This window comes from Prochlorococcus sp. MIT2308, assembly GCF_059772345.1.
On sequence record NZ_CM186283.1, the window covers coordinates 810972 to 831731 of the forward strand.

Annotated in this window: 18 protein-coding genes and 1 tRNA gene; 9 read left to right on the forward strand and 10 right to left on the reverse strand. The window is 31.1% G+C overall.

From position 1 onward, the window contains the following. The first annotated feature begins 6 nt into the window (after positions 1-6). Positions 7-1878, forward strand: a complete 1872-nt coding sequence (gene asnB, locus AC6EIW_RS04875) for an asparagine synthase (glutamine-hydrolyzing) (RefSeq protein ID WP_498521445.1) — start codon at positions 7-9, stop codon at positions 1876-1878. 30 nt (positions 1879-1908) lie between these two features. Here the strand turns inward: asnB and AC6EIW_RS04880 are convergent, their stop codons facing one another. After that, complete coding sequence (locus tag AC6EIW_RS04880; protein WP_498521446.1) at positions 1909-3309, reverse strand: hypothetical protein; 1401 nt, start codon at positions 3307-3309, stop codon at positions 1909-1911. Then, positions 3306-4043, reverse strand: a complete 738-nt coding sequence (locus AC6EIW_RS04885) for a methyltransferase domain-containing protein (RefSeq protein ID WP_498521447.1) — start codon at positions 4041-4043, stop codon at positions 3306-3308. Before AC6EIW_RS04885 ends, AC6EIW_RS04880 begins: the two co-directional genes overlap by 4 nt. Positions 4044-4463: 420 nt before the next feature. Here AC6EIW_RS04885 and AC6EIW_RS04890 point away from each other — a divergent pair, with 420 nt between their 5' ends. Together AC6EIW_RS04890 and AC6EIW_RS04895 are read left to right on the forward strand one after the other, a co-directional pair. Then, positions 4464-5531, forward strand: a complete 1068-nt coding sequence (locus AC6EIW_RS04890) for an N-acetylneuraminate synthase family protein (RefSeq protein WP_498521448.1) — start codon at positions 4464-4466, stop codon at positions 5529-5531. Positions 5532-5547: 16 nt separating this feature from the next. Beyond that, positions 5548-6546 (forward strand): class I SAM-dependent methyltransferase, encoded by a 999-nt coding sequence (locus tag AC6EIW_RS04895; RefSeq protein WP_498521449.1) that lies wholly within the window; start codon positions 5548-5550, stop codon positions 6544-6546. Between the two features lie 54 nt (positions 6547-6600). Here the strand turns inward: AC6EIW_RS04895 and AC6EIW_RS04900 are convergent, their stop codons facing one another. The 3 genes from AC6EIW_RS04900 to AC6EIW_RS04910 all read right to left on the reverse strand — a co-directional run bounded on the left by AC6EIW_RS04900 (position 6601) and on the right by AC6EIW_RS04910 (position 9214). After that, positions 6601-7044 carry a thiol-disulfide oxidoreductase DCC family protein gene (locus tag AC6EIW_RS04900; protein ID WP_498521450.1) on the reverse strand — a complete coding sequence of 148 codons (444 nt, stop codon included), beginning with the start codon at positions 7042-7044 and terminating at the stop codon, positions 6601-6603. A gap of 3 nt (positions 7045-7047) precedes the next feature. After that, positions 7048-8412 (reverse strand): hypothetical protein, encoded by a 1365-nt coding sequence (locus tag AC6EIW_RS04905; protein WP_498521451.1) that lies wholly within the window; start codon positions 8410-8412, stop codon positions 7048-7050. Between the two features lie 136 nt (positions 8413-8548). Then, positions 8549-9214 carry a class I SAM-dependent methyltransferase gene (locus tag AC6EIW_RS04910; protein ID WP_498521452.1) on the reverse strand — a complete coding sequence of 222 codons (666 nt, stop codon included), beginning with the start codon at positions 9212-9214 and terminating at the stop codon, positions 8549-8551. A gap of 478 nt (positions 9215-9692) precedes the next feature. Between AC6EIW_RS04910 and AC6EIW_RS04915 the strand changes: the two genes are divergently transcribed. Further along, entirely contained in the window at positions 9693-10661 is a 969-nt protein-coding gene (locus AC6EIW_RS04915; protein WP_498521453.1) for a GNAT family N-acetyltransferase, read from the forward strand. 114 nt (positions 10662-10775) lie between these two features. Here AC6EIW_RS04915 and AC6EIW_RS04920 read toward each other — a convergent pair whose 3' ends face one another. Beyond that, positions 10776-11717, reverse strand: a complete 942-nt coding sequence (locus tag AC6EIW_RS04920; protein WP_498521454.1) for a radical SAM/SPASM domain-containing protein — start codon at positions 11715-11717, stop codon at positions 10776-10778. 773 nt (positions 11718-12490) lie between these two features. Between AC6EIW_RS04920 and AC6EIW_RS04925 the strand changes: the two genes are divergently transcribed. Further along, positions 12491-13900 carry a glycosyltransferase family 2 protein gene (locus AC6EIW_RS04925; RefSeq protein ID WP_498521455.1) on the forward strand — a complete coding sequence of 470 codons (1410 nt, stop codon included), beginning with the start codon at positions 12491-12493 and terminating at the stop codon, positions 13898-13900. Positions 13901-15199: 1299 nt separating this feature from the next. On the opposite strand, the gene AC6EIW_RS04930 is transcribed toward AC6EIW_RS04925, so the two are convergent. Beyond that, a complete protein-coding gene (locus AC6EIW_RS04930) occupies positions 15200-15382 on the reverse strand; it encodes a hypothetical protein (protein ID WP_498521456.1) in 183 nt (60 codons plus the stop codon). A gap of 258 nt (positions 15383-15640) precedes the next feature. Between AC6EIW_RS04930 and AC6EIW_RS04935 the strand changes: the two genes are divergently transcribed. Further along, on the forward strand, positions 15641-15955 hold the full coding sequence (locus AC6EIW_RS04935) for a hypothetical protein (RefSeq protein WP_498521457.1): 315 nt from the start codon (positions 15641-15643) through the stop codon (positions 15953-15955). 331 nt (positions 15956-16286) lie between these two features. Next, on the forward strand, positions 16287-16955 hold the full coding sequence (locus AC6EIW_RS04940) for an FkbM family methyltransferase (protein WP_498521458.1): 669 nt from the start codon (positions 16287-16289) through the stop codon (positions 16953-16955). A gap of 123 nt (positions 16956-17078) precedes the next feature. On the opposite strand, the gene AC6EIW_RS04945 is transcribed toward AC6EIW_RS04940, so the two are convergent. Both AC6EIW_RS04945 and AC6EIW_RS04950 read right to left on the reverse strand, forming a co-directional pair. After that, positions 17079-17163, reverse strand: a tRNA-Ser gene (locus AC6EIW_RS04945). Between the two features lie 73 nt (positions 17164-17236). Continuing rightward, positions 17237-18262: an extracellular solute-binding protein gene (locus AC6EIW_RS04950; protein WP_498521459.1), complete on the reverse strand. Its 1026-nt coding sequence runs from the start codon at positions 18260-18262 to the stop codon at positions 17237-17239. 148 nt (positions 18263-18410) lie between these two features. On the opposite strand from AC6EIW_RS04950, the gene AC6EIW_RS04955 reads away from it, so the two are divergent. Together AC6EIW_RS04955 and AC6EIW_RS04960 are read left to right on the forward strand one after the other, a co-directional pair. Continuing rightward, positions 18411-19076, forward strand: coding sequence for a Fe2+-dependent dioxygenase (locus AC6EIW_RS04955; protein WP_498521460.1), 666 nt, complete (start codon positions 18411-18413; stop codon positions 19074-19076). Between the two features lie 86 nt (positions 19077-19162). Beyond that, positions 19163-19408, forward strand: a complete 246-nt coding sequence (locus AC6EIW_RS04960; RefSeq protein ID WP_498521461.1) for a hypothetical protein — start codon at positions 19163-19165, stop codon at positions 19406-19408. A gap of 91 nt (positions 19409-19499) precedes the next feature. Here AC6EIW_RS04960 and AC6EIW_RS04965 read toward each other — a convergent pair whose 3' ends face one another. Then, complete coding sequence (locus tag AC6EIW_RS04965; protein ID WP_498521462.1) at positions 19500-20732, reverse strand: iron uptake porin; 1233 nt, start codon at positions 20730-20732, stop codon at positions 19500-19502. Positions 20733-20760: the final 28 nt, after the last annotated feature.

The following is a 20760-nucleotide window of genomic DNA, read 5'->3' on the forward strand; positions in this document are numbered from 1 at the left end:
AAAATTATGTGCGGAATTACTGGAGTGGTTGGTTCTAAAGATCCTAATAATATTAATTTAGTAGTAAATGCAATAAATCTTATCTCTCATAGAGGTCCTGATAGTAAAGGTTTCTGGATATCTAATGATAAAAGGGTGTCATTAGGCCATGCGAGATTGAGCATTCAAGACACTTCTAAATTAGCTTCCCAACCAATGCTTTCTCCTGATGGAAAGTATGTATTAATTTATAATGGAGAGATTTATAACAAAGAGGAACTTAATATATCCATACTCAGAAAAGAGAGCTTAAGTCTGAGATCTAAAAGTGATACAGAAATACTTTTGTATAGTCTTATTCAAAATGGTGTAAAAGAAACTTGCAAAAAAATAGATGGTATGTTCGCATTTTGCTTTTATGACATGAAGCAACAGATTATTCATCTAGCAAGAGATAAATTTGGAGAAAAACCACTTTTCTACTCAGATGCAAATAATATATTCACATTTGCATCTGAAATAAAAGCCTTAAAGGTATACCAGAATTATAGTAATCAATTAGATATAGATGTTCTTGATTATTATTTAAGATATGGTTTTATACCTAATTCTGAATCAATATTTAAACATATAAAGCAATTGATTCCAGGTGAAATTTTAGAAATAGGAGTTAATAAATCAATTATAGAAAATCGATATCGCTATAGTGACTTATCAATCAATCAAAGTGAAGACTATCCACAAAAAGAAAAGAGTGAAATTCTGTTAAATCTTCTTAATCAAAGTGTAAGATCAAGATTGGTTGGTGATGTACCAATTGGATGTTTCCTTTCAGGTGGTATCGATTCATCTTTGATTGCAGCTCTAGCTTCAAAGAACCACAATAAGAGGCTTAAGACATTTAGTATTGGATTTAAAGATAAAAACTACGACGAATCAGTCTTTGCAAAAAATATTGCAAAGTATCTTGATACAGATCATTCTGAATACATAATCGGTGAGAGTGAATTGATAAAGTATGTACCGGAAATTACAAAAACATGGGATCAACCATTTGCCGACTCATCCCAAATACCAATGCTTGCTTTATGCAATATGACGAGTAAAGAAGTTAAAGTCTGTATAGGGGGAGATGGAGCTGATGAGATTTTTGGTGGTTATGAAAGATATAGACGTACATTATTATTAAATAGTATTCCAATTCCCACTCGAAATCTTATCTCTAAATTATTAATAACCTTAAATCAATATATCTATAGATTAAATATATCAAATTCAATTTTTGATAGAATCTGCAAAATAAATTGTTTATTAAAAACTAAGAATGCTGTAGAACTTTATGATGAGATCTCCTCACTAGGAATAGGTCTGGGAATTGGTAAAGATCCTTTTATCAAAGGGATAGATAACATACAAAAACTTAATATAGATAATAAAGAAATACTTGATTATTGCATGGAAGTTGATCTTAAACATTATTTATCGGAGGATATTCTTGTTAAAGCAGATAGAGCATCAATGAAATACTCCTTGGAAGTACGCTCCCCATTTCTCAATACAAGAATACTCGATATAGCAAGGAGTTACAATTCCAGCTCTCTATCAGATTATTTTGTAGGGAAAAAGCCACTAAGAAAGTTAGCAAGTAAAATGTTCCCTAATTCTCTTATTCAAAAAAAGAAGAAAGGCTTTGCGGTTCCTCTAAACAAATGGTTAAGAGGTCCATTGGCTAATTGGTCCTATAGCAGAATGCAAGAATCCTATTTGATAAAAGAAAATATCCTAAGTAGTGAAATTGTTTCAAGAATATACCAAGAAAATATAAAAGGAAATAGAAACTGGTCCCATCAAATATGGGCATTTTTAATCTTTGAAGAATGGTACCGAAGTACTAATTAATAATGATCATTATCACCTAAAGGATAATATTTATATGTTATGTAAATAATCAAAAAGAAGCTGATTAGAATCGAGACTTGAAGGACCTAGATATTTATCGTATAAGATTTTCATCTTTTTGTTTTGACCATAAGCCTGACAGGGTGTATTAATTAAGCTAAGTGCCAGGTTTTGAATATCTATTGGTTTTTTGGCGAGATAACAGGCATCTATAGCTTCAAATATAGGAAAATAACTTCTATATTTTAAATCCGCAGCTTCGTCAAATATTGGCATAATCACATGCTTACCTAAGAAGCCAGCTTCAATTAAAACAGTGGAGCCAAATGCTATAACAACTTTACTTTGATCTATAAATTTAGTACCATCACTTCCATAAAAAATCTTAAGGTTATGAGGAAATTTACCTCCACTGATTTGATATACAAGAGACTCGACTTTCTCATACCATTGATCGTGCCACTTTAGTTTTATAATTACATTTATATTTGGATTGTTATTGGCAAAGAATATAACTTCTTTATGGACTTTATGAAAAAATTGTACTAGTCCTTCATTGCTATTATTAGTCCAATCAGAATTATCACCTGAAGCTTTGTTAATTATTGACCTACCGATAGAATGAGTAAATGAAAAAAGAGTGAGAGTTTCTTTTGAAGATTGAAATTTCCTATATACACTATCCTTTTTATTGATAAGTCTATTTAACCTTGTAGACCCTATGATTTTTAATTGATCATGTCGACAGAAACCACTTTTAATAAGAACATCTCTTATTAATGGATTTTGAACAATTATTTTTTCTCCTTTAAACTTACCGAGACTATTATATCTTTGCAGAACGATCTCATTAGACATATCATTAATAATTACGCCTGCCCGATGCAATACTACATATGGAATACCAATTTCCTGAGCTGCTGCCCCAAGATGCATATCTTGAGGATAATGAGCCATTGCTGAAATTAGGATATTGATCTTTTTATTAATGCAAAAAGTCTTGATAAATCTCTTGTAAAATAAATTTAATTTCGTCTTTGCATAAAAAGACTCACTGAATATTTCAGGGTTATGATGATCTCTCAGCACCGGAGATGTTCTTCGGTAAAAGTAAGATTGGATACACCCAAATAATAATGGGTCTAAATAACAAATAACAAAACCTTGTGAAGATAGCAAGTCTAAATCCCCTCTGAATCTAAAATGACTTAATGCAAGTATTGACTTTCCGTTTGACTTTGCTGGTGTAATAATATTTGCTTTATGAAGTGAGAATTTTGCTAATAATTCAGGAGAATTAATTAGGATTGAAAGTCTACATACTATTCTTATTAAATAGTTATCGAAATAACCTCTCAAGATTTGAATCTTATTTATTAAAAGTCTTGTAAATGAAGAGATCCTCAAAAAATTAAGAAGATTTATATTCATTTAATAGCTAGTATTCCTTCAAAACAAATATATTTCATTATTGGGATAATATCCTTAAAACCAGCTCTTTGCAGCATCTCATAATTTCCCTGAGAAGAGAATGGTTCAAGTATTCCCTTTAAACTTATGCTCTTGCCAAGTATTTCTTCTGGACTATAACCTTGAGTTGTCTTGTATTCATTATATAAACCTGTAAACAAATCCTGGAACCTTGCATCTGAACCTCGGATTTTCTCAAACATAATAAATGCTCCTCCCCAATTTAAAGATTCGTAGACCTTGTCAATTAATATTTGGCGAACACTTGTTCTAACAAATTGAATAGTGTAATACGAAGTTATAAAATCTGATTTACTAAAATCAAACTCTACTGCATCTTCATAAACAAAAGAGCAGTTTTCATAGTTTAGTGAATTTTTAGTTGCCTTATTTATCATCTCTTGCTCAGAGTCTATTCCTATAAAAGTGACCCCTTTTTTGGCTTTATGACGTTCTGACAATAATCTAGATATTGAGCCTGTTGAGCAGCCAACATCATAAATAATTCCATTATCTTTAATAAAGTAATCGCTAATCTGACTTATTAACTTATGGCCATCTTTATATAGAGGAACTGATTTCAAGATATGCTCATCAAACTGAGATACCACATCACCTTGAAATTTCCAACTTGAGTTTTCGGCTGTTAAACCATCTCCTGCTTCCATGAAAATCTTTTTATCTAATTCTATCATGCAAATCTAATCTTTTAATAGAGATCCTTTCGTTACTAATATATAATGTCAGTTGTAATTAATTAAAATCATTTCTTTGAGGATTATTAACTGTCTTGTGCTCCTTTATACAAGTCACTTATTATTTCTATGAGAAGATATTTCTCTAATAAATGCTTTTTCACATTTGAAATATTAAAAGGAATATTGAAAAATGTTAACATATAAATAGCTAATTGATGTTATTCTTATTTGAGATTAAAACCATACATATTAATAAACATTCGTATTAAAATTTAGGGATATAATTACTTTAACTTATAGAGAATTATATATAAGATAGGTGTCTTTAAAAGATTAAATTGATAAATTATTATCTATTTAATTTAAGTTTACTAGAACATAATTTATGTTAAATTAATCTGAGAAAAGAAATTTATTATGGTCGTGAATATTGGTTGCCTGCCAATTGATAGCTCCATACCACCTTATCTAATTGCAGAGATAGGGCTTTGCCATAACGGCTCAGTTGCTATTGCGAAGGAATTAATATATCAAGCTTTCCTTTCAGGTGCAACATTAGTTAAATTCCAAAAAAGAGATATCTATTCACTCTTAAATAAAAGCTCTTCAAATAGGTCCTTTATTAAAGTTCCTTCACTAGGGACAACTCAGTATGAAGTTCGACCCAAATTAGAGTTCGATTTAGCAGAATATAAGGAGCTTTTCTCCTATTCGAGAAGCCTAGGCCTAATACCTTTTGCAACGATTTTTGACCACAATAGTCTAGAGTTTATTCTTTCTCTTGAGCCCGCATATTTAAAGATAGCTAGCCACTCTTCATCAGATTATCCGTTGATTAAATCTGTGATTAATACAAAAATTCCCTTTATGATTAGTACTGGTGGGTTAACTGAAGAGGAAAGGGAGCAGCTTCTTATGATATTGCCGAAAGAACAGGCAATTTTAATGCACTGCGTAAGTAGCTATCCTTCAAAACCTAATGAGCAATACATTAATACTATAACCCAATATATCAATAAAGGCTATGTTACTGGATTTTCTACCCACGAAATAGGTTTTACGGCAAGTATCCTAGCAGCTGGCTTGGGAGCCAAGTTTATTGAAAGACACATAACTCTTTCTAACGCAAGTGTTGGATTTGATCATGGAATTAGCATGGAGCCAAATAATTTCAAAAAATTAGCCCTAGAGCTTAAGTTAGTCAACCAAATGATAGGCATTAAAGATGAATTATTAGATGTAGAGTTGTCTGCTAGAACAAATTATCATTGTGGTGTTTTTGTTAATAGAGATATCAAGCAGGGTGAAATTATTACCATGAATGATATATATCTACAGCAGCCATTGGGTACCAATAAAGATTCCATAACAGGCTTAGGATTTAATAGTCTACATGATAAATCTAGCTTGAATAATATCTCTAAAGGATCACAATTATTAAAATCTAATTTTAATAATTATGATAGAGTGAACATGATTAATTAAAGTAAATAATAATAAAATGTTAAAAAAAACAATCTTAACCTTTGATGGTAGTGTAGATATTAAAAGTATAAGTAGAAATATCACTAGTATTAGTGTGAATCCATTAAAAAATAGATACTGCAAGTTTAGATATTATCAGACTAAATATCCATTGGAACTTATAGAGAAAATAATTTTTCTCAAAGGTTCATGTTGGTGTATAGATGAAATAAAGAGAGAGGAATCACCAGACTATGTTAAAAGGGCATTAGAGTATGGACTTTTTTCATTTATAAATAAAGAAGAGTTTACTAATAAAACGTTATTAGATTTTGGATGTGGAAGTGGTGCCTCTTGTTGTCTAATTTCGAAAATGCTACCTAATACAAAAATAGTAGGAATTGACTTGAGTAGTAAATTATTAGAGATAGCCAAAATGAGAATAAATCATTATGGGTTAGAAAAAAAAATAGAGTTGATTCATTCACAAAACTCTCAACGAATTCCATACAAGGAAAAAGTTGATTACATAGTACTAAGCGCTGTTTATGAACATTTACTACCCGAAGAGAGGAAAAATATATTAGCTATTTGCTTTTCTATACTTAGGCGTGGTGGAGTATTGTTTATAAATCAAACACCAAATAGATGGGCAATATATGAAAATCATACTACAGGATTAATATTTATAAACTATCTCAATGACAAACTAACTTATTGGTATGCAAAAAGACTCTCGAATCGTAAACTTCATAGACATAGCTGGGAAAAGTTACTTCGAATGGGAATAAGAGGCAGTAGTAAAAATGAAATCAAACAAATTATAAAAACAATCATTAAAAAATCAACTATTGAACAACTTAGACCAAAATATCTAGGTGTAAAAAATGATATTGATCTTTGGTATAGGTCTACATCCCGATTGAAAGGTCATTCAAAACTTATCAAAAAATTAATAAGATTTATACTAAATTTATTACCATTTTTATCACCATTTATTTTGCCAGGATTGATAATTGCTTTAAGAAAAAAATAGATGAGCTGATAGGTAGTAGATAAAAAATATTAATTGGTAAGATTTGCTTTGTTATTATTTTATCACAATACTTTTGGTCCTTAGTCCACAGTAATTATGAGGAAGTCTAAATATGGACTTTCTATATCTAGAAACAAATTTGTAAACAATATCTCCTATATGAAAATAAGAAAACAAAAAAACAATTTCAGCAGTTACTTTTAAAAATTTATTATGACAGTTTCTAAGTAATATCGATATGGCGGCTGAATGTGTATAAATATTTCCATCGTCAAATACAACTATAGTTGAATCAGGTTCTATATGGAAAGATTTCATAATCTTTTTGTAGATTTTATAATCCAAAAAGAATTTATCTTGACTTGAATATGCAAATGCTGTTAACTCTAAGTGCTTGTCTAAAAAGTTAATTAAGGAATTACACATTAGACATTCTCCATCAAATAATATTAATAATTTATTTGTTTTCTTTTCATTATATGGAAGTCTGATTTTCATCTTTTAATTTTTTAGTATATGTTTCAGTGAGTAGCCAATTCCTTTATACTTTGCTTTTCTTTTTGTCTTAAAAGGAAGGATATTCATCTGGTTAGACATTAATCTTTTATTAACTTCTATTTCAGTTGAGAGTTCTAGATTGAATCTGCGCATTTCAAAAGTATTTCTATTGTAAAGCCAATTTAATTGATAAAGGTTAAAGAATATTTCTCCCTTATCTCGACAAAACAGTCTGCTGAACTCACTAAGAAAAGTGAAGTCATGCTCATTTAATGCATTTTCTTTAGCTCGTTCGAGCACATCTAACAACCTTAATACATTTACCCATGATTGATTATTAACCATCATTCTTTTGATATCAATTTTACTTTCAAAATGATTCAAACCCTTTACTATATGTTTATTATTTGTATGCTTGTAATCTAATAATAGAAGACCGTGTAGATGATATTCTGAAAACAACCAAACCTTGACGTGACCTATCAATATTCTAATAAATTTATTTATATTAAATAATTCTATGTTTACACCTAAACCGAGCACAATGCTTGCTAACAAAACATAATTAACTTTACTGATAAAGTTTTCATTGATTATGCCTTGAATTGATATAATTATCATTATAATTCCATAAATACCAATTGGATTTAAATTAAATGGGTAGATTAGTGTAATCATAAATATCAAACTTATAAAAAAGAAGCAAATTAGTACTAATTTGTTACCAGCTAATAAACAAATTAGTGCGATAAAAGGAAAGAATAATTGATGGAATATTTCAAACCTAGATAAATAGGGGGATAGAGTCTTTATAAAGTTATATCTGGATTTATTTAATTTAAAGAACCTAAATTGAGGAAGTGACATCCAGATTAGAATTCCTTTCCCACTCATCCAATCACTTGACTTAAACTTATCAAAACCTGCATTGATAAATATTGATATCAAAAAGGCACTTGAAAATATTGATGCAATAATAGGTTCCTGTGTGTTAAGCACCTTCATTTCGAAACACAAAAGAAATATACTTTGAATTGAACCTGCAAAAAGATGGTCTTCCAAGCCATAAAAGGCGCTTTTCCAGAAAATATATCTATCAACGATAATATTAAAGGCTAGTAGCACTAAAAATAATGTATCTAAGTTAGTTATTAATTTGGTTTGCGCTGCATAACCAGTCGCTATAGATAATGCAGATAAGATTAATAAATAAGAGTTAAACCTATAAAAGTAATTTATAATATGTGAATGCCAAGAACGTAATTTATCTTTTAAGTGATAAAATAATATTTTTGAGTTAGCTTTGTATTGATAGTATCGTATTGTAAATAATAAGAATCCTGAGAGGCATATAATATTAAATTTCATGCTTCAAGTGCTCATAGTGTTATCATAGCATAAACAGATGCTAAAACAGACTTCTGGATTATTTTTATATCAAGAATTAAGTAATTAATAATTATTTAATTAATAGATTATTACCTTTATTTTATTTTATATGATTTCAATAAATTACTAATGATAAGTTATGAAATTCATTTCTAATTATTTGTTGATGATTTTGCATATTTATGATTTCCTTAATCCATTCATCATTAGACAAGGCAATTATAGAGCGATTTTTTTTCAATATAGATAGATTATTTAATATGAACTGTTTAGCAGTTTTAAAGCCAAATGGATTGTACATGAATACAAGATTTGCACTATCTTCTAATTCAAGATCCTTTACATTTTTTGTAACAAAATCAATAGATTTAGAAGATTTATCTGAGTGAGTGTAAAAGATATCTAAGTTTTTCAAGGCAGCTTTAATTAATACTTCAGAGAAATCACAACCTTTAAATGTTTTGAATGGATAGTTTGCTAAAAAGTATATTGTTGAGATTCCTGAACCACAACCTGCATCTATTAAATGATATTGGCTTGGTTGAATATCTACTGGGAGCATATCCATCAGTCTATCTATGTTTTGCAACCAAACGACCTGAAATGCCTTCGAATCAGTAATGTCAAGACCTTGCTCTTTAAGTTTTTCCAATGACATCCCAGAAAATTCTTTCAATCCGTAAAAGTTTATCCAATGGGAATTATATCCTTCACTGACACTTCTTCTCCAGGTGTATTCCTCATCTTTCCATCTATTATTATATTCTAGATTATGTTTCATAACCTACATGCAATAAACATTAAATAACTTAGCGCATTGGTTGAGCTAGAAATACTTATTACTTAGATTAATGTAAAATATTGATATGAATTTTCTAATTATTAATTAAATAATTCATAGATTTTTAATCAACTATCGATATAGCAAAAATATTAATGAATAGAATTTAGATCATAATTATAATAATATATGACAATTCTAAATTTTATAAAGCTTAGGATTAATACTTTATACACTTGGAAAAGTTATAAGACATTCTTTCATAATGGTCTAATCTGATATTTTTTACAAAAAAAAAACAAAGGAAAAAAGAAATTCTAAGTTTTGCTCATGTAAAATTAAAAATCCAACTAGCCAATAATCTTATTTAAATCAAAATCTATTGTTGTATAATATAAAAGTTGTTTTCTGTTATTACAAATATGTCATTAATTTCCACAAAAATAAATTATAATTTAATACCTAATTAGTAAAAATAATGTATCAAGATAATTTTTCAGCTGAATTAATCACCACAGCTCAAGCTAATACTCACTTTAATAATAGCCAAGATGGAACGCTATATCACAATCCTGAGTTTATTAAAGAGATTCTGACTGACTTTGAATGGTTAGGAGGTTTTAAGAAAAAAAGCTTATTATGCACAATGCCAATCTTTAATAATCTATATCCGGAGTTTTTCTATTACTCAGGACCCTTGTGGAGCAATATTTTTATGGGTCTTAAACCATATAGAAAATACTCAACAAGTCAAAAGATTTACGAAAAGATGTTAGAGTATTTAATTGGAATTAGAAAAAATATTGTAGTTCAATTTCCTTCTACAAATTATGACATAAGAGCATTTGAATGGTGGAACTACGGGAAAAAAGAGGATATAAGATTTAGAACATCTATTATGTACACAGCTAAAATCACAAGTCTCCAATCAAAAACACCAGCTCAATTAGAAGCCAATTTAAGAAGTGATGACAAAAGGAAGAGGTTAAGAAGAGTATTGAATAGGCAATCCGATTTTGAAATAGATAATTTAATTTCCTTAGATGAATTTATAAATTTATACCGGCAAACCATGTCAAGGGGAGGAACTAATCCTTCAGACGAGTCAATAATAATATTAAAAAATCTATTTAATTATGTTGACCAAAAACAAAAAGGATTCACTCTGTCAGTTAGAAGCTCCTTAAATAAAGAGCTCGTTGGATGTCAACTGGTTATCTATCAAGACAAAATAGCCAATGCTGTAGCTCAAGGAATTGACCAGAGGTTCTACAGTTCGGAAATAGTGACCTATTTGATTTTTAATTCAATTTTAAAAGCTAAAGATGACGGCATAGAGACTTTTGATTTTAATGGTGCAAATAGTCCTAAACGGGCGGATGATAAACATGCTTATGGTGCTGATGAAGTGCCATTTTATTCATTAACATATGGATGTAGAAACTAAAATATTTATTGCTTAATTCACTATTTTAATTGATTTATGTAATAACTTATTGATATTAGATTCTCTCTACTAATTAATTAGTATAAGCTTAATCTTTGCGAAATAATAAATAGGCTAAAAGGTACAAGTCATGCAATCACTGCATATTGGATTTAACTCTGAATTAATAAACTCTTGTCTTAGCTTATTGAGGAATTTAGATTTCCATATATCCAAAAGTGTGTCTTCATAAATAGATCCAAGATTCAATTTTATTCCATGAAAAGAACAACATGGAGAAATTTGACCATCAGACCAAATAGTTAAATAGGAAAATGGCCTAAAGCAATAATGCTCGCTATGTTTGGTTTCATAGTTTGATTTCTCATCTAACTTCGGAAGTAAAAATAAATGTTCTAACTTTCTAACTCTCTGAACTTCTACACTATCAACTCTATCAATCCACTTTCTTAAAAAATCTTCTTGCTGATGTTCATTAGAGGGTTGATTACAAAAAGAAACTCTTACTAAGGGCCTGCCATTGGATGTTTGATTGGCAACAAATTCATCAATGACTTGCTCAACCTTTTCTAAATCTCCTCCTCGAATAATTGTATATACCTCTTGATCTGCGGCATCAAGTGATATGCAGAGCCTTGTTATGCCTGTCGCAATATATTTCTTAATCTGATTTAATCTTATTCTACTTCCATTAGTAAAAAGAACTACATCAGGTATCTTGGAGCATGCATATTCAAGGACCTCTATTAGATTAGGATGGAGAGTTGCTTCCGAACCCATACCAAACATAACTGTAAATATACCCATTTCACTAGCTTGATCTACAATGGAAAATAGTGTTTCCTTGGGTAATTGATTTTTCACTCCCTCATGATTAACTGTATAGCACATCTTACAGGCATAATTACATTTATTAACCAGCTCTATATTTAAAGTTGTAGGTACTTTTGGAGTAGAATTTAGTTCTTTACAATTTAATGATTGATGATAAGTATCACGTACATTTTTAAAAGTATCAGAAGATATATTTCTATCTTTAATTAATATGTCTGACAAAATGTCATCATATTTTCTACGCGATTTTTTCTTTAAATGAGCTGGTTCCAATGTATCTGCTATAATTTTGTATATATTAGCATAAAAATAGCGTAAAGATAGCAGTATTAATTGAAACTGGAGAAGGCTCTAAATCTTTAAAACTTAAGAATATAATTCAATTAAATAAATAACCACTAACAAGCCACAGTATTAAATATAAAAAAGAACTATGAGAAGATTTTTATATCCTCAGATGATCATAAAATACTTGATATTGCAAAAAATATTGCTCTAAGGATATAAAACGATCATATTGCATTAATCGAGACGATAATATTACATAAAAAGTTCTATGAATGCTAAAAGCTATAGGAATGAGAAAAGTATGGAATGGTTGTTTAACTAAGTGCTCATAAGGAAATAAAGCTGAAATGAATAATTTTGATAAGGTCTTAAAAATTCCTAGGTTTAAATAAATTTATAAATTATCTCTTATGTGGAATGCCTCCCACCGTACTTTTGGTATTGCCCTGGGATCTAAAATTTGTAATGAAGCAATAATGAAATATATGAAAAATTGTATTTCAAAAAAAGTCACAACAAATAAGCTTTTAATAGAATTTACTTGTATTTGCTGATAAAAAGTCCTATGTACTGGTCTCAAGGAAAAGGACTTATAGATATTCTGCATGGCTAGAAATTTCCAAACCAATTCCAAAATAGATATTGAAGCTAACTTTATTATAGGTATAATAGAATAACTAGTTAACAAGAATGATGTATTCCAGTAAATGGCAAAAATTGCAATAATAATAAGAACAAAGAATGAGGAAGTATGGATATCAAGCTGTATTAACTCAATCCTAAATCAAACGATTAAGGATTATCAAATAATAATTGTAGATAATCAGTCAACTGACTTGACTCTAAAGATAGTAGAAAACTTCCCAGTAAAAGTTGTCCAATATGCTCCTTTAAATGGAATTTATAGACCTGGAGCAGCTCTAAACACTGGGATAAGAGCCTATGAGGCAGACTACTATGCTTTTATTTCTGCCCACTGCATAGCGAAGTCAGAGTATTGGCTCGAAGAATATGTTAACGAGATGAAAAGCAATGCAAGATATGCTGGTATCTACGGAAGACAAGAACCGTTAGCTTACTCAAGTGCTCAAACAAAAAGAGATTTATCAATAGCATTTGGTTCTGATCCGCGGACACAACAAACTGATCCTTTTTTCCATAATGGGAATTCAATAATTAGGAAAGAAGCATTATTACCATCTCTTTTTGATGAGGCAATATCTAATATTGAGGATAGAGAGTGGGCAAGGCAAAAAATATCAGAAGGATGGCTTATTAGGTACTCTGCTTCTTCTAGTGTTTACCATTACCATGGTATTCATCATGATAATAATCCAGGCAGATTAAAAACCACAGCCCTAGCACTAGAAAATCTTAATCTAAAAGGTAAAAAAACTAATCCAAGCATTAGTATTTTCTCACTTGCCTTTATAATAAGTATAAGAATAAATGAGTTATTTGAAGGAAGAATTGCAAAATGTTCTATTAAAGCATTTGCTGAAGGAATCAAAGAGGTTTCAAAAATAACTAAAGGAATTTCCCTATATATCGTTTCTAGTAAAGAGCAGTTTGAAGTAATATCAATGTATCTTAGTCAAGCTAATATCACGGATATAGAAACTTACCATATTCAAAGAGATCTAGGATTAGATAACAAGTGGGTAAGTATTCTAGATGTACTACAATTTGCCGTTGGTGAAATAACCAAAACAAATAAATACTTGTCTCACTTATGTTATTTAGATCTACACTACTTGTTTCGTAATCCAAAAGATATGAAATTAGCAGTTAGAAAAGCAAAAGAAAGCTATACTCAATCGAAAAACCTCACTGTATTATTTGGTGAAGAGATACCAAATAATAAATACTTGTTTAAATCAAATGAATTACATGACATTTTGTCTGAATCATTCAGGCCAAAGTCTACAAAGACAAATGATGATACAAGGTGGAGAATACATTCTGGATACCTTACTTTATTTACTCTAGAAGATATAAAAAGTTCGGCATTGTTTTCCAATGAAATAGAGCTTGCCTCACCGGAGGGGAATTTATCAACAATACGTGTTGAAAATAATACCGAATTAGAATATATTTTCTCTAAATTAGATGCATAAAAAAACATTAATTTACATATAATATGATAAAGAAATGATAGATTTAAAATATAAAAAGAGTTACCGGCTACTGAATATGAGAATTTACTATTTTATAAGATAACCAAATGAAGAGTTAAAGTAAGACCATATAATTGCTTCCTTAAATGTCTTATTGTATTAGAGAAAAGGCAAGCATGGGTATAAAGGATCAGAAAGGGTTGATAAATATATTCATAAAGAAGGGATTAATAGTTATCAAAATGATTATTCAAAGATTTTCTAGACAAGTGGTAATTATGTCTTAATGAATAAGCATAGTTTTTCACATTCAGATAATACATTTGAAGAAGATATTATAATAAATTAGAGTGATATGGTCATAAGATAGATTAGAGAAAAAGAGATATGTAATAATCCTATTCCGTCTTTCAAATTCTCACCTAATGGGCACTTGATGCATTTTCCGGGTAGATATGGGAACAAAAATTCATATCTTTTTGCCCTAAAACCTAATAAAATTTAGAAAACTATAATTTTGAGACCACTTGGGGATGTGTGGGATTAACTGGGAACACAAAAAATGCGGAGAGAGTGTCCCTCGCATTGAGCACTGCTGAACAGGTATGAACAGGTATGAACAGGTATGAGCAGGTACATTTCCAAAAGACCTCATATTCCGCCAATACATCCGCAAACCTATAATTTAGGTTTTGAAAGAAGTGATTCTCTTGGAGAAATTATCTATCGCCTCTTCTTAACATGAGTCATGTAAAGGTTCGTATAATTAGCAACTACCAACAAGAGCAAGAGAAAAGTATTTAAATTCAATTTCTTGATGCATTATTTATTAGCCAATCATAGAGAAGAACGGATCGAGCCAATCCCAGCATATGCTGCAACAAAAGGTCTATGCCTTGAAGGGGTAATAAAAAGCACTCATAGATAGGCGAAAATCCAAGAGTGCAGTTATAAATTGGTTTGAAGACTTCAACAATCAACTATATGCACTTATAGGCAGGTGATATTTGAAATCGGAACGGAGAGGGTGAATTCCTATTTGAGTATAAGGGAGCATATAGGAGAACATAAGAGAACAATAAACCCAAATCAGTTTAGAAATCCAACAACACACAAATTCATCCAACAACATTTCAAAAAATCCAACAACAAAATCCAACAACTTTATGAGTTTTGGTAAAATTAGTATTGAGTCTTCTGAAATAAATAGAATCATACTTTTAGTATTTAAAGAAAATATATTGGTTTTATATTTTTCTGATTAAAAAAATAAAATCTGAATAAATTAATATATTTAATTTATCTTCTAGCAAAATAAACAATTGCTGAAACTGTTGACATTAAAATAATTCCAAAATTCCATACAGTTGAACTATTATTATTTAAATTTTTAAACCAATCAGGGACTCCTCCATCCATAAAAATGATAACTAACCCAAACAATAATAAAATCGGCAATCCAAGCGCATAAAACAATTCCATAATCTAAGATTTATTTTTCTATATTATCTATAAAGAATAGATCCTATAAAAATCAATATAATTTGTTTAACAATAAACCATTAAAAGATTAGATAAAAGTCCTAATAAAGCACATTAAGCATCTGCGCAAAGTTGTCATTAGACGAAGTTATATTGATAAAAACGGAGAGGGTGAACTCGTTGCTGACCCTATACAGACAACTATAAGCACGTAAACTCATAAAAAGGTGCTTTTCCCCAATATTAGCAGGGGTAGTAATGACTAATAAAACCTTTGATGATAGTAATTGGAGGGAAGAATATAAGAATTACACCAGCAGTAAAACAGAGTTGGAATTATTAGAAAATGGTGCGAAATCATTATCACAATCTTGGATATTAAGTGCGTTATATCAAAAGTGGAAAAGGATAAATGGAATACCACCAGACCCAGCAGACTTGATTGCCAAAGTTCATTCTTGGAGTGGGAACTCCACTTATCTTGGTTTTTATCCCACTCTCCTATCTTTACTCTTGCATCGACCAATAGAAGGTTTTGATAGTGTGGAAAGATTTGTTCTAACCCTTCTTTAACCAAGTCAAAGCAAGTATCTACTTGATGCCTAATTTTTATCACCTTTTGTACCACTTTTGATATTTAATAACACTATTTATAAAATCTATCTATGTATATCGATTGTCTTTATATTCTGTGTGCTTTTTTGGTGCCATTTTAAAATAAAGTGAAGGGAAATAAAAGTTATTCCTCTAAATGTCAATATTTAAGGTCCTTAGGAATTTGAGACATAAAAAATTTAAGAAATTAAATCCTATATGGGTTTTACTTGGAAGATTTTATAGATTTATAATACGAAATTTTGATATCAAAATCACTCAATATATAGGATCTTATGGACCTTTTAAAATGAACCCTGAGTTTGCGTTCTCAAATTATTCCAGTTGGGGTGGTCAACACAATAGAGGTTTTGATCATCTAATAAGAAATCTAAAAAGTTCAAAAGTTTTTTTTGATGTTGGAGCACACATAGGATTAGTAACCCTTCCTGCCGCAAAATCCATGCCAATAGATGGACTTGTAGTTGCTTTTGAACCGAGTAAAAGTAATTTTAATCATTTAGAAAGTCATTTAAAAGCAAATAAACTTGATAGAAAAGTTAATTTGATTAAGACTTTAGTGGGATCAGATAATAATAAGAAAAGCTTTTATAGTAATTTTTTTGAAAGTGGGATGAATTCAATTAGTCCTATCAAAAAGGTAAAAGGTTATAAATTAATAGAGTTAAATCAATTGACATTAGATAGCTATTGTGAGCGAACAGGTAATATACCTGAAATTATAAAGATTGATGTTGAGGGTGCAGAATTAGATGTATTAAAAGGAGCGAATAATTTAATCAAAAGATTCTCTCCACTAATTTATCTTTCTGTGCATCCAAAACATTTAAAAGAATTAGGAATAGAAACCTCAGAACTACTAAAATATATTGAAAGTATTGGATACGTAATAAAGGATTTTGAAGGTAATGTTGTATCTAAGGTGGGGTTAACTGAATATTTATTGGAAAAGTATTAGATAAATATTCATAATAGATAATTGAACTTCCTGGAAATAACTAACTAAATAAAATTTCTTCTTCAACCCATCAATTACCAATAATAATGAGACGTTATGGTAATTGTTGTTACTAAAAGAATACGGAGAGGGTGGGATTCGAACCCACGGATAGTTTACTATCAAACGATTTCGAGTCGTTCGCTTTCGACCACTCAGCCACCTCTCCATTCAAATAAGTTTAAAAGAATCTTCTATTTTATCTTGCTAATAATAAGAATAAAAATTTAATTTTTAATTCTTTAATCCCAACCGGCCTTTCTCATAAGTTTAATTGCTTTTTTATTATTTTCTCCCAATTGATCAATAGTCACACCATCAGGAGTAAACCCTCCAAATTGTGTAACTTCATCTGTTTTATTAAAGCCAACTAAAGGGTGCTCAAATGTTGGACCTGCTAATCCACTACTACCATCAGGAGAAGCAAGATACTCCAAGAGTTGAATAGCTTCTTCTTTATTTTCAGCATATTTAGCAATTCCACCTGCACTTACATTCACATGAGCAGGATTAGGAGTAAGGACTTTTACTTTTTTAGCCAGCCTTTGATCTTTTCTACCATTCACACCGGCGAGCATCCTTGAAACATAGTAGTGATTAACTATCCCTACTCCACACTTACCCTGAGAAACTGCTCTAATAACACCTATATCACCTGGGAAAAAAGGCTGAGAAATATTCGAAATCAGACCTTGCAACCATTCTTTGGTTTTTGCCTCTCCTTTATTAACAATTTGATTGGCAACTAGAGATTGATTATATGGACTACTTCTTTTCCTCACACAAACAAGACCCCTCAAAGCTGGATTAGCAAGGTCTGAATAATCATTGATTGTATTTATATCAACTTTCTTAGGATTAGCGACCATAACCCTAACCCTTCTAGTTAAGGCATACCACCTTGCTTGAGGATCTCGATATTCCAATGGAACATTTTTATCTAGCTCTTCCGATCTATATGACTGTAGAAGACCACTTTTTGCAGCATTACTAATTCGAGCGGCATCAACAAGAAGAATCACATCTGCTTTAGAGTTTGAACCTTCCCTTTTCAATCTTTCAACAAGAGAAATACCTTGAGCCTCAATTAATCTAATTTTTATTCCAGTCTCCTCGGCAAATTTCTTGTATATCTGCTTATCTGTGTTGTAATGCCTACCTGAGTAAATCCTTACTTCTCTTTCAGAGGCCTTTACATGATTAAAACTTGAAGTGACTAATAGAGAACCTGCTATGACTGAAGTAAAAAGACGCTTAATTAAATTCATTAATCAATTTAGGGAAGGAATTAATATCTTTTTGTAGATTAGACAAAAAGACACAACTAAATATAGCCGCTCAGCTTTGATACGTATAGAAGTATAAATTGATATCTTATTTATACTTTAAGATATCAATTATATTTAGATATTGAACATGGAATATTTAACTCATTCACTGATAGATCAATCAGAAGCTCTTCAAATAATTCAAAAGCTAAAAGCCGAAAAATCTTCATGGCAAGATGGCAAAAAGACTGCAGGAAGCCATGCTGCAAAAATTAAATCAAATTTTCAATTAGATAAAAATTCAAAATTATCAATTGAGCTTAGAGATACTATTGTTAATAAAATCATCTCAAATCCTCTCTTAAAAAGTTTTGCATTACCTAGTCTTATTCATGGTGTCATGTTTACCCAATCTTTAGCTGGAGATGGTTACGGCACACATGTTGATAATCCATATATGCCCTCAGGAAGAAGTGATCTTTCTTTTACTTTGTTTTTAAACGAGCCAACAGACTATGAAGGTGGTGAATTAACTATTCAAACAATTCATACAACTGAAAAAATAAAACTTTCTGCTGGAGAAATGATAATTTATCCCAGCACTCAACTTCATTCTGTAGCTGAAGTCAAAGATGGTGAACGTTATGTATGTGTGGGCTGGATTCAAAGCTATGTGCAAAGCAATGAAGATCGAAATTTTTTATTCGGACTAGATGCAGGGGCAAAAGGTTTGTTAGCTAAACATGGAAGATCTGACGAATTAGATTTAATTTTCCAGGCATACAGCAATTTATTGAGAAGATTGGGAGATTAAGAAAGATTCTTTATACTTAACAAAGTAAAAAATGAACTTTCATTGATAGACTCAACCTATCAAAATAAATTCAAATTTAATTACATATGCCTAAAAAAAGTCCTGTAGGAATTTTCCTAGCAGCAACTGCGGCATTAGCCACAACCGCAATCATTCCAGATCATTCAATCGCTGGAGAAAAACATAGTGGAATGGGGGGTACAAAAGAATGGACCACTGATCAAGATGTAGACGAAGATGGCAAACTTGATGAGGCGGCTCAAAAAGCTGCCGATAAAGCAAAAAAAGCTGACGTTTGCATTCCAATCGGCGAAGGAGAAAATTGCTGGTAAGTTTTAATTAAAAAAAAGCCCCTTTAAGGGGGCTTTTTTAATGCAAAAAAAAATCGCCCCCTTAGGAGCGATTTTTTGTTTTTAACAAAATTTAGAATTTAAACTCTGTTAAAACAACTGCGCCGTTGACGTCTTTGCCATCAGCTTCAACATCAGATCCACCAAATATTGCAGGAGTGACGGTTACACCATCATTAATCTTGAATGAGTAATAAGCTTCCCAAACAGTGTTGTCTTCTGCAGGATCAGAACCAGCTCCATTGTAAGAAGTTGCAGCTTGTCTTGAACCGAATGCTACACCAGCTCTGTTGCCATCAACAAATAGATCAGTCCAACCTAGACCTACCATCCAAGCAGACATCTCATCTGGATCGCCTACAGCAGCATCATCAACTGAAGCTATGTCATAACCCAATTGAACTTGAGGAATAGAACCTGAAGTTTCAGGCTTCCAATAAGCTCTTAAACCAATTGAAGTTAGGTCTTTGCTGTAATCTTCACCAGCTGCAGTGTGGTAGTAACCATCATATGTTTCACCATTTGTCTTGCTAGCAAATGCTGCTGAAACTTGCCACTGAGGTGTGCCGTATTCAACCTTAGTAAGGAAGAATTCCTTAGAATCGTCGTCTAGAAGTCCAGCTGATGCATTATCTCCACCCTTTCCGGTGTAGTTAACACTTACTGCAAACCTTCCAGCTGAAGGATCATCAACTTGCTGAGTGTAAGCAGCACCAAAACCAGGGCTTGTGCTTGAACCATAAGTAGAAGCGTTACCACCAAGAGCAAACTGCTTAGTAACTGGCCTGTAGATTGATGGAGCACTAGCTAGCATGTAGTAGTTCTCAATCCTTGGTCCTACCCAAACTTGAAGGCTATCGCCAACAGGGAACTGATACCAAATCTTGTCAACACCAATAGTTCCAGAACCATCTTTAGCTGCAGAAAGGTAAGATCCATTTCCTTTGTCGTGGAAACGACCACCTTTGGTAAAGTTACCAGCTTTAAGTCTTGTATATAGAAGATCAGAACCAGTAAAACTGGAGTTCATGTTCAACTGATACATGTAGTTCAAAGTGACTTTGTCAGAGTCAGTCTCTGAGTCATCATCTACATAACCAGTTACGAAAGCTGCTTTACCACTCATTGTTGTGGTTGAAGAGAAAGCACCAGCTTGGATTTCGTCTAGCTGAGCTTCTACACCATCAACACGAGCTTCAATAACTTCAGATTCGTTTGATACAGAAGTGATATCTGCATTTGCAGCCATTGGTGCCATTAGGCCCAAAGCAGCAGGAGCTACCAGCAAACGCTGAAAAAGCTTCATTGTGTCCTCACACAAATATAACTCGCAC

What these genes read in the sequence shown, in the direction of transcription:
- AC6EIW_RS04890 (WP_498521448.1), top strand. Translation starts at nt 4,464, where the DNA reads ATGGTCGTGAATATTGGTTGCCTGCCAATTGATAGCTCCATACCACCT.
- AC6EIW_RS04880 (WP_498521446.1), bottom strand. Translation starts at nt 3,309, where the DNA reads ATGAATATAAATCTTCTTAATTTTTTGAGGATCTCTTCATTTACAAGA.
- AC6EIW_RS04910 (WP_498521452.1), bottom strand. Translation starts at nt 9,214, where the DNA reads ATGAAACATAATCTAGAATATAATAATAGATGGAAAGATGAGGAATAC.
- AC6EIW_RS04935 (WP_498521457.1), top strand. Translation starts at nt 15,641, where the DNA reads ATGACTAATAAAACCTTTGATGATAGTAATTGGAGGGAAGAATATAAG.
- AC6EIW_RS04930 (WP_498521456.1), bottom strand. Translation starts at nt 15,382, where the DNA reads ATGGAATTGTTTTATGCGCTTGGATTGCCGATTTTATTATTGTTTGGG.
- asnB (WP_498521445.1), top strand. Translation starts at nt 7, where the DNA reads ATGTGCGGAATTACTGGAGTGGTTGGTTCTAAAGATCCTAATAATATT.
- AC6EIW_RS04925 (WP_498521455.1), top strand. Translation starts at nt 12,491, where the DNA reads ATGGCAAAAATTGCAATAATAATAAGAACAAAGAATGAGGAAGTATGG.
- AC6EIW_RS04960 (WP_498521461.1), top strand. Translation starts at nt 19,163, where the DNA reads ATGCCTAAAAAAAGTCCTGTAGGAATTTTCCTAGCAGCAACTGCGGCA.
- AC6EIW_RS04950 (WP_498521459.1), bottom strand. Translation starts at nt 18,262, where the DNA reads ATGAATTTAATTAAGCGTCTTTTTACTTCAGTCATAGCAGGTTCTCTA.
- AC6EIW_RS04905 (WP_498521451.1), bottom strand. Translation starts at nt 8,412, where the DNA reads ATGAAATTTAATATTATATGCCTCTCAGGATTCTTATTATTTACAATA.
- AC6EIW_RS04940 (WP_498521458.1), top strand. Translation starts at nt 16,287, where the DNA reads ATGAACCCTGAGTTTGCGTTCTCAAATTATTCCAGTTGGGGTGGTCAA.
- AC6EIW_RS04915 (WP_498521453.1), top strand. Translation starts at nt 9,693, where the DNA reads ATGTATCAAGATAATTTTTCAGCTGAATTAATCACCACAGCTCAAGCT.
- AC6EIW_RS04895 (WP_498521449.1), top strand. Translation starts at nt 5,548, where the DNA reads ATGTTAAAAAAAACAATCTTAACCTTTGATGGTAGTGTAGATATTAAA.
- AC6EIW_RS04965 (WP_498521462.1), bottom strand. Translation starts at nt 20,732, where the DNA reads ATGAAGCTTTTTCAGCGTTTGCTGGTAGCTCCTGCTGCTTTGGGCCTA.
- AC6EIW_RS04900 (WP_498521450.1), bottom strand. Translation starts at nt 7,044, where the DNA reads ATGAAAATCAGACTTCCATATAATGAAAAGAAAACAAATAAATTATTA.
- AC6EIW_RS04955 (WP_498521460.1), top strand. Translation starts at nt 18,411, where the DNA reads ATGGAATATTTAACTCATTCACTGATAGATCAATCAGAAGCTCTTCAA.
- AC6EIW_RS04885 (WP_498521447.1), bottom strand. Translation starts at nt 4,043, where the DNA reads ATGATAGAATTAGATAAAAAGATTTTCATGGAAGCAGGAGATGGTTTA.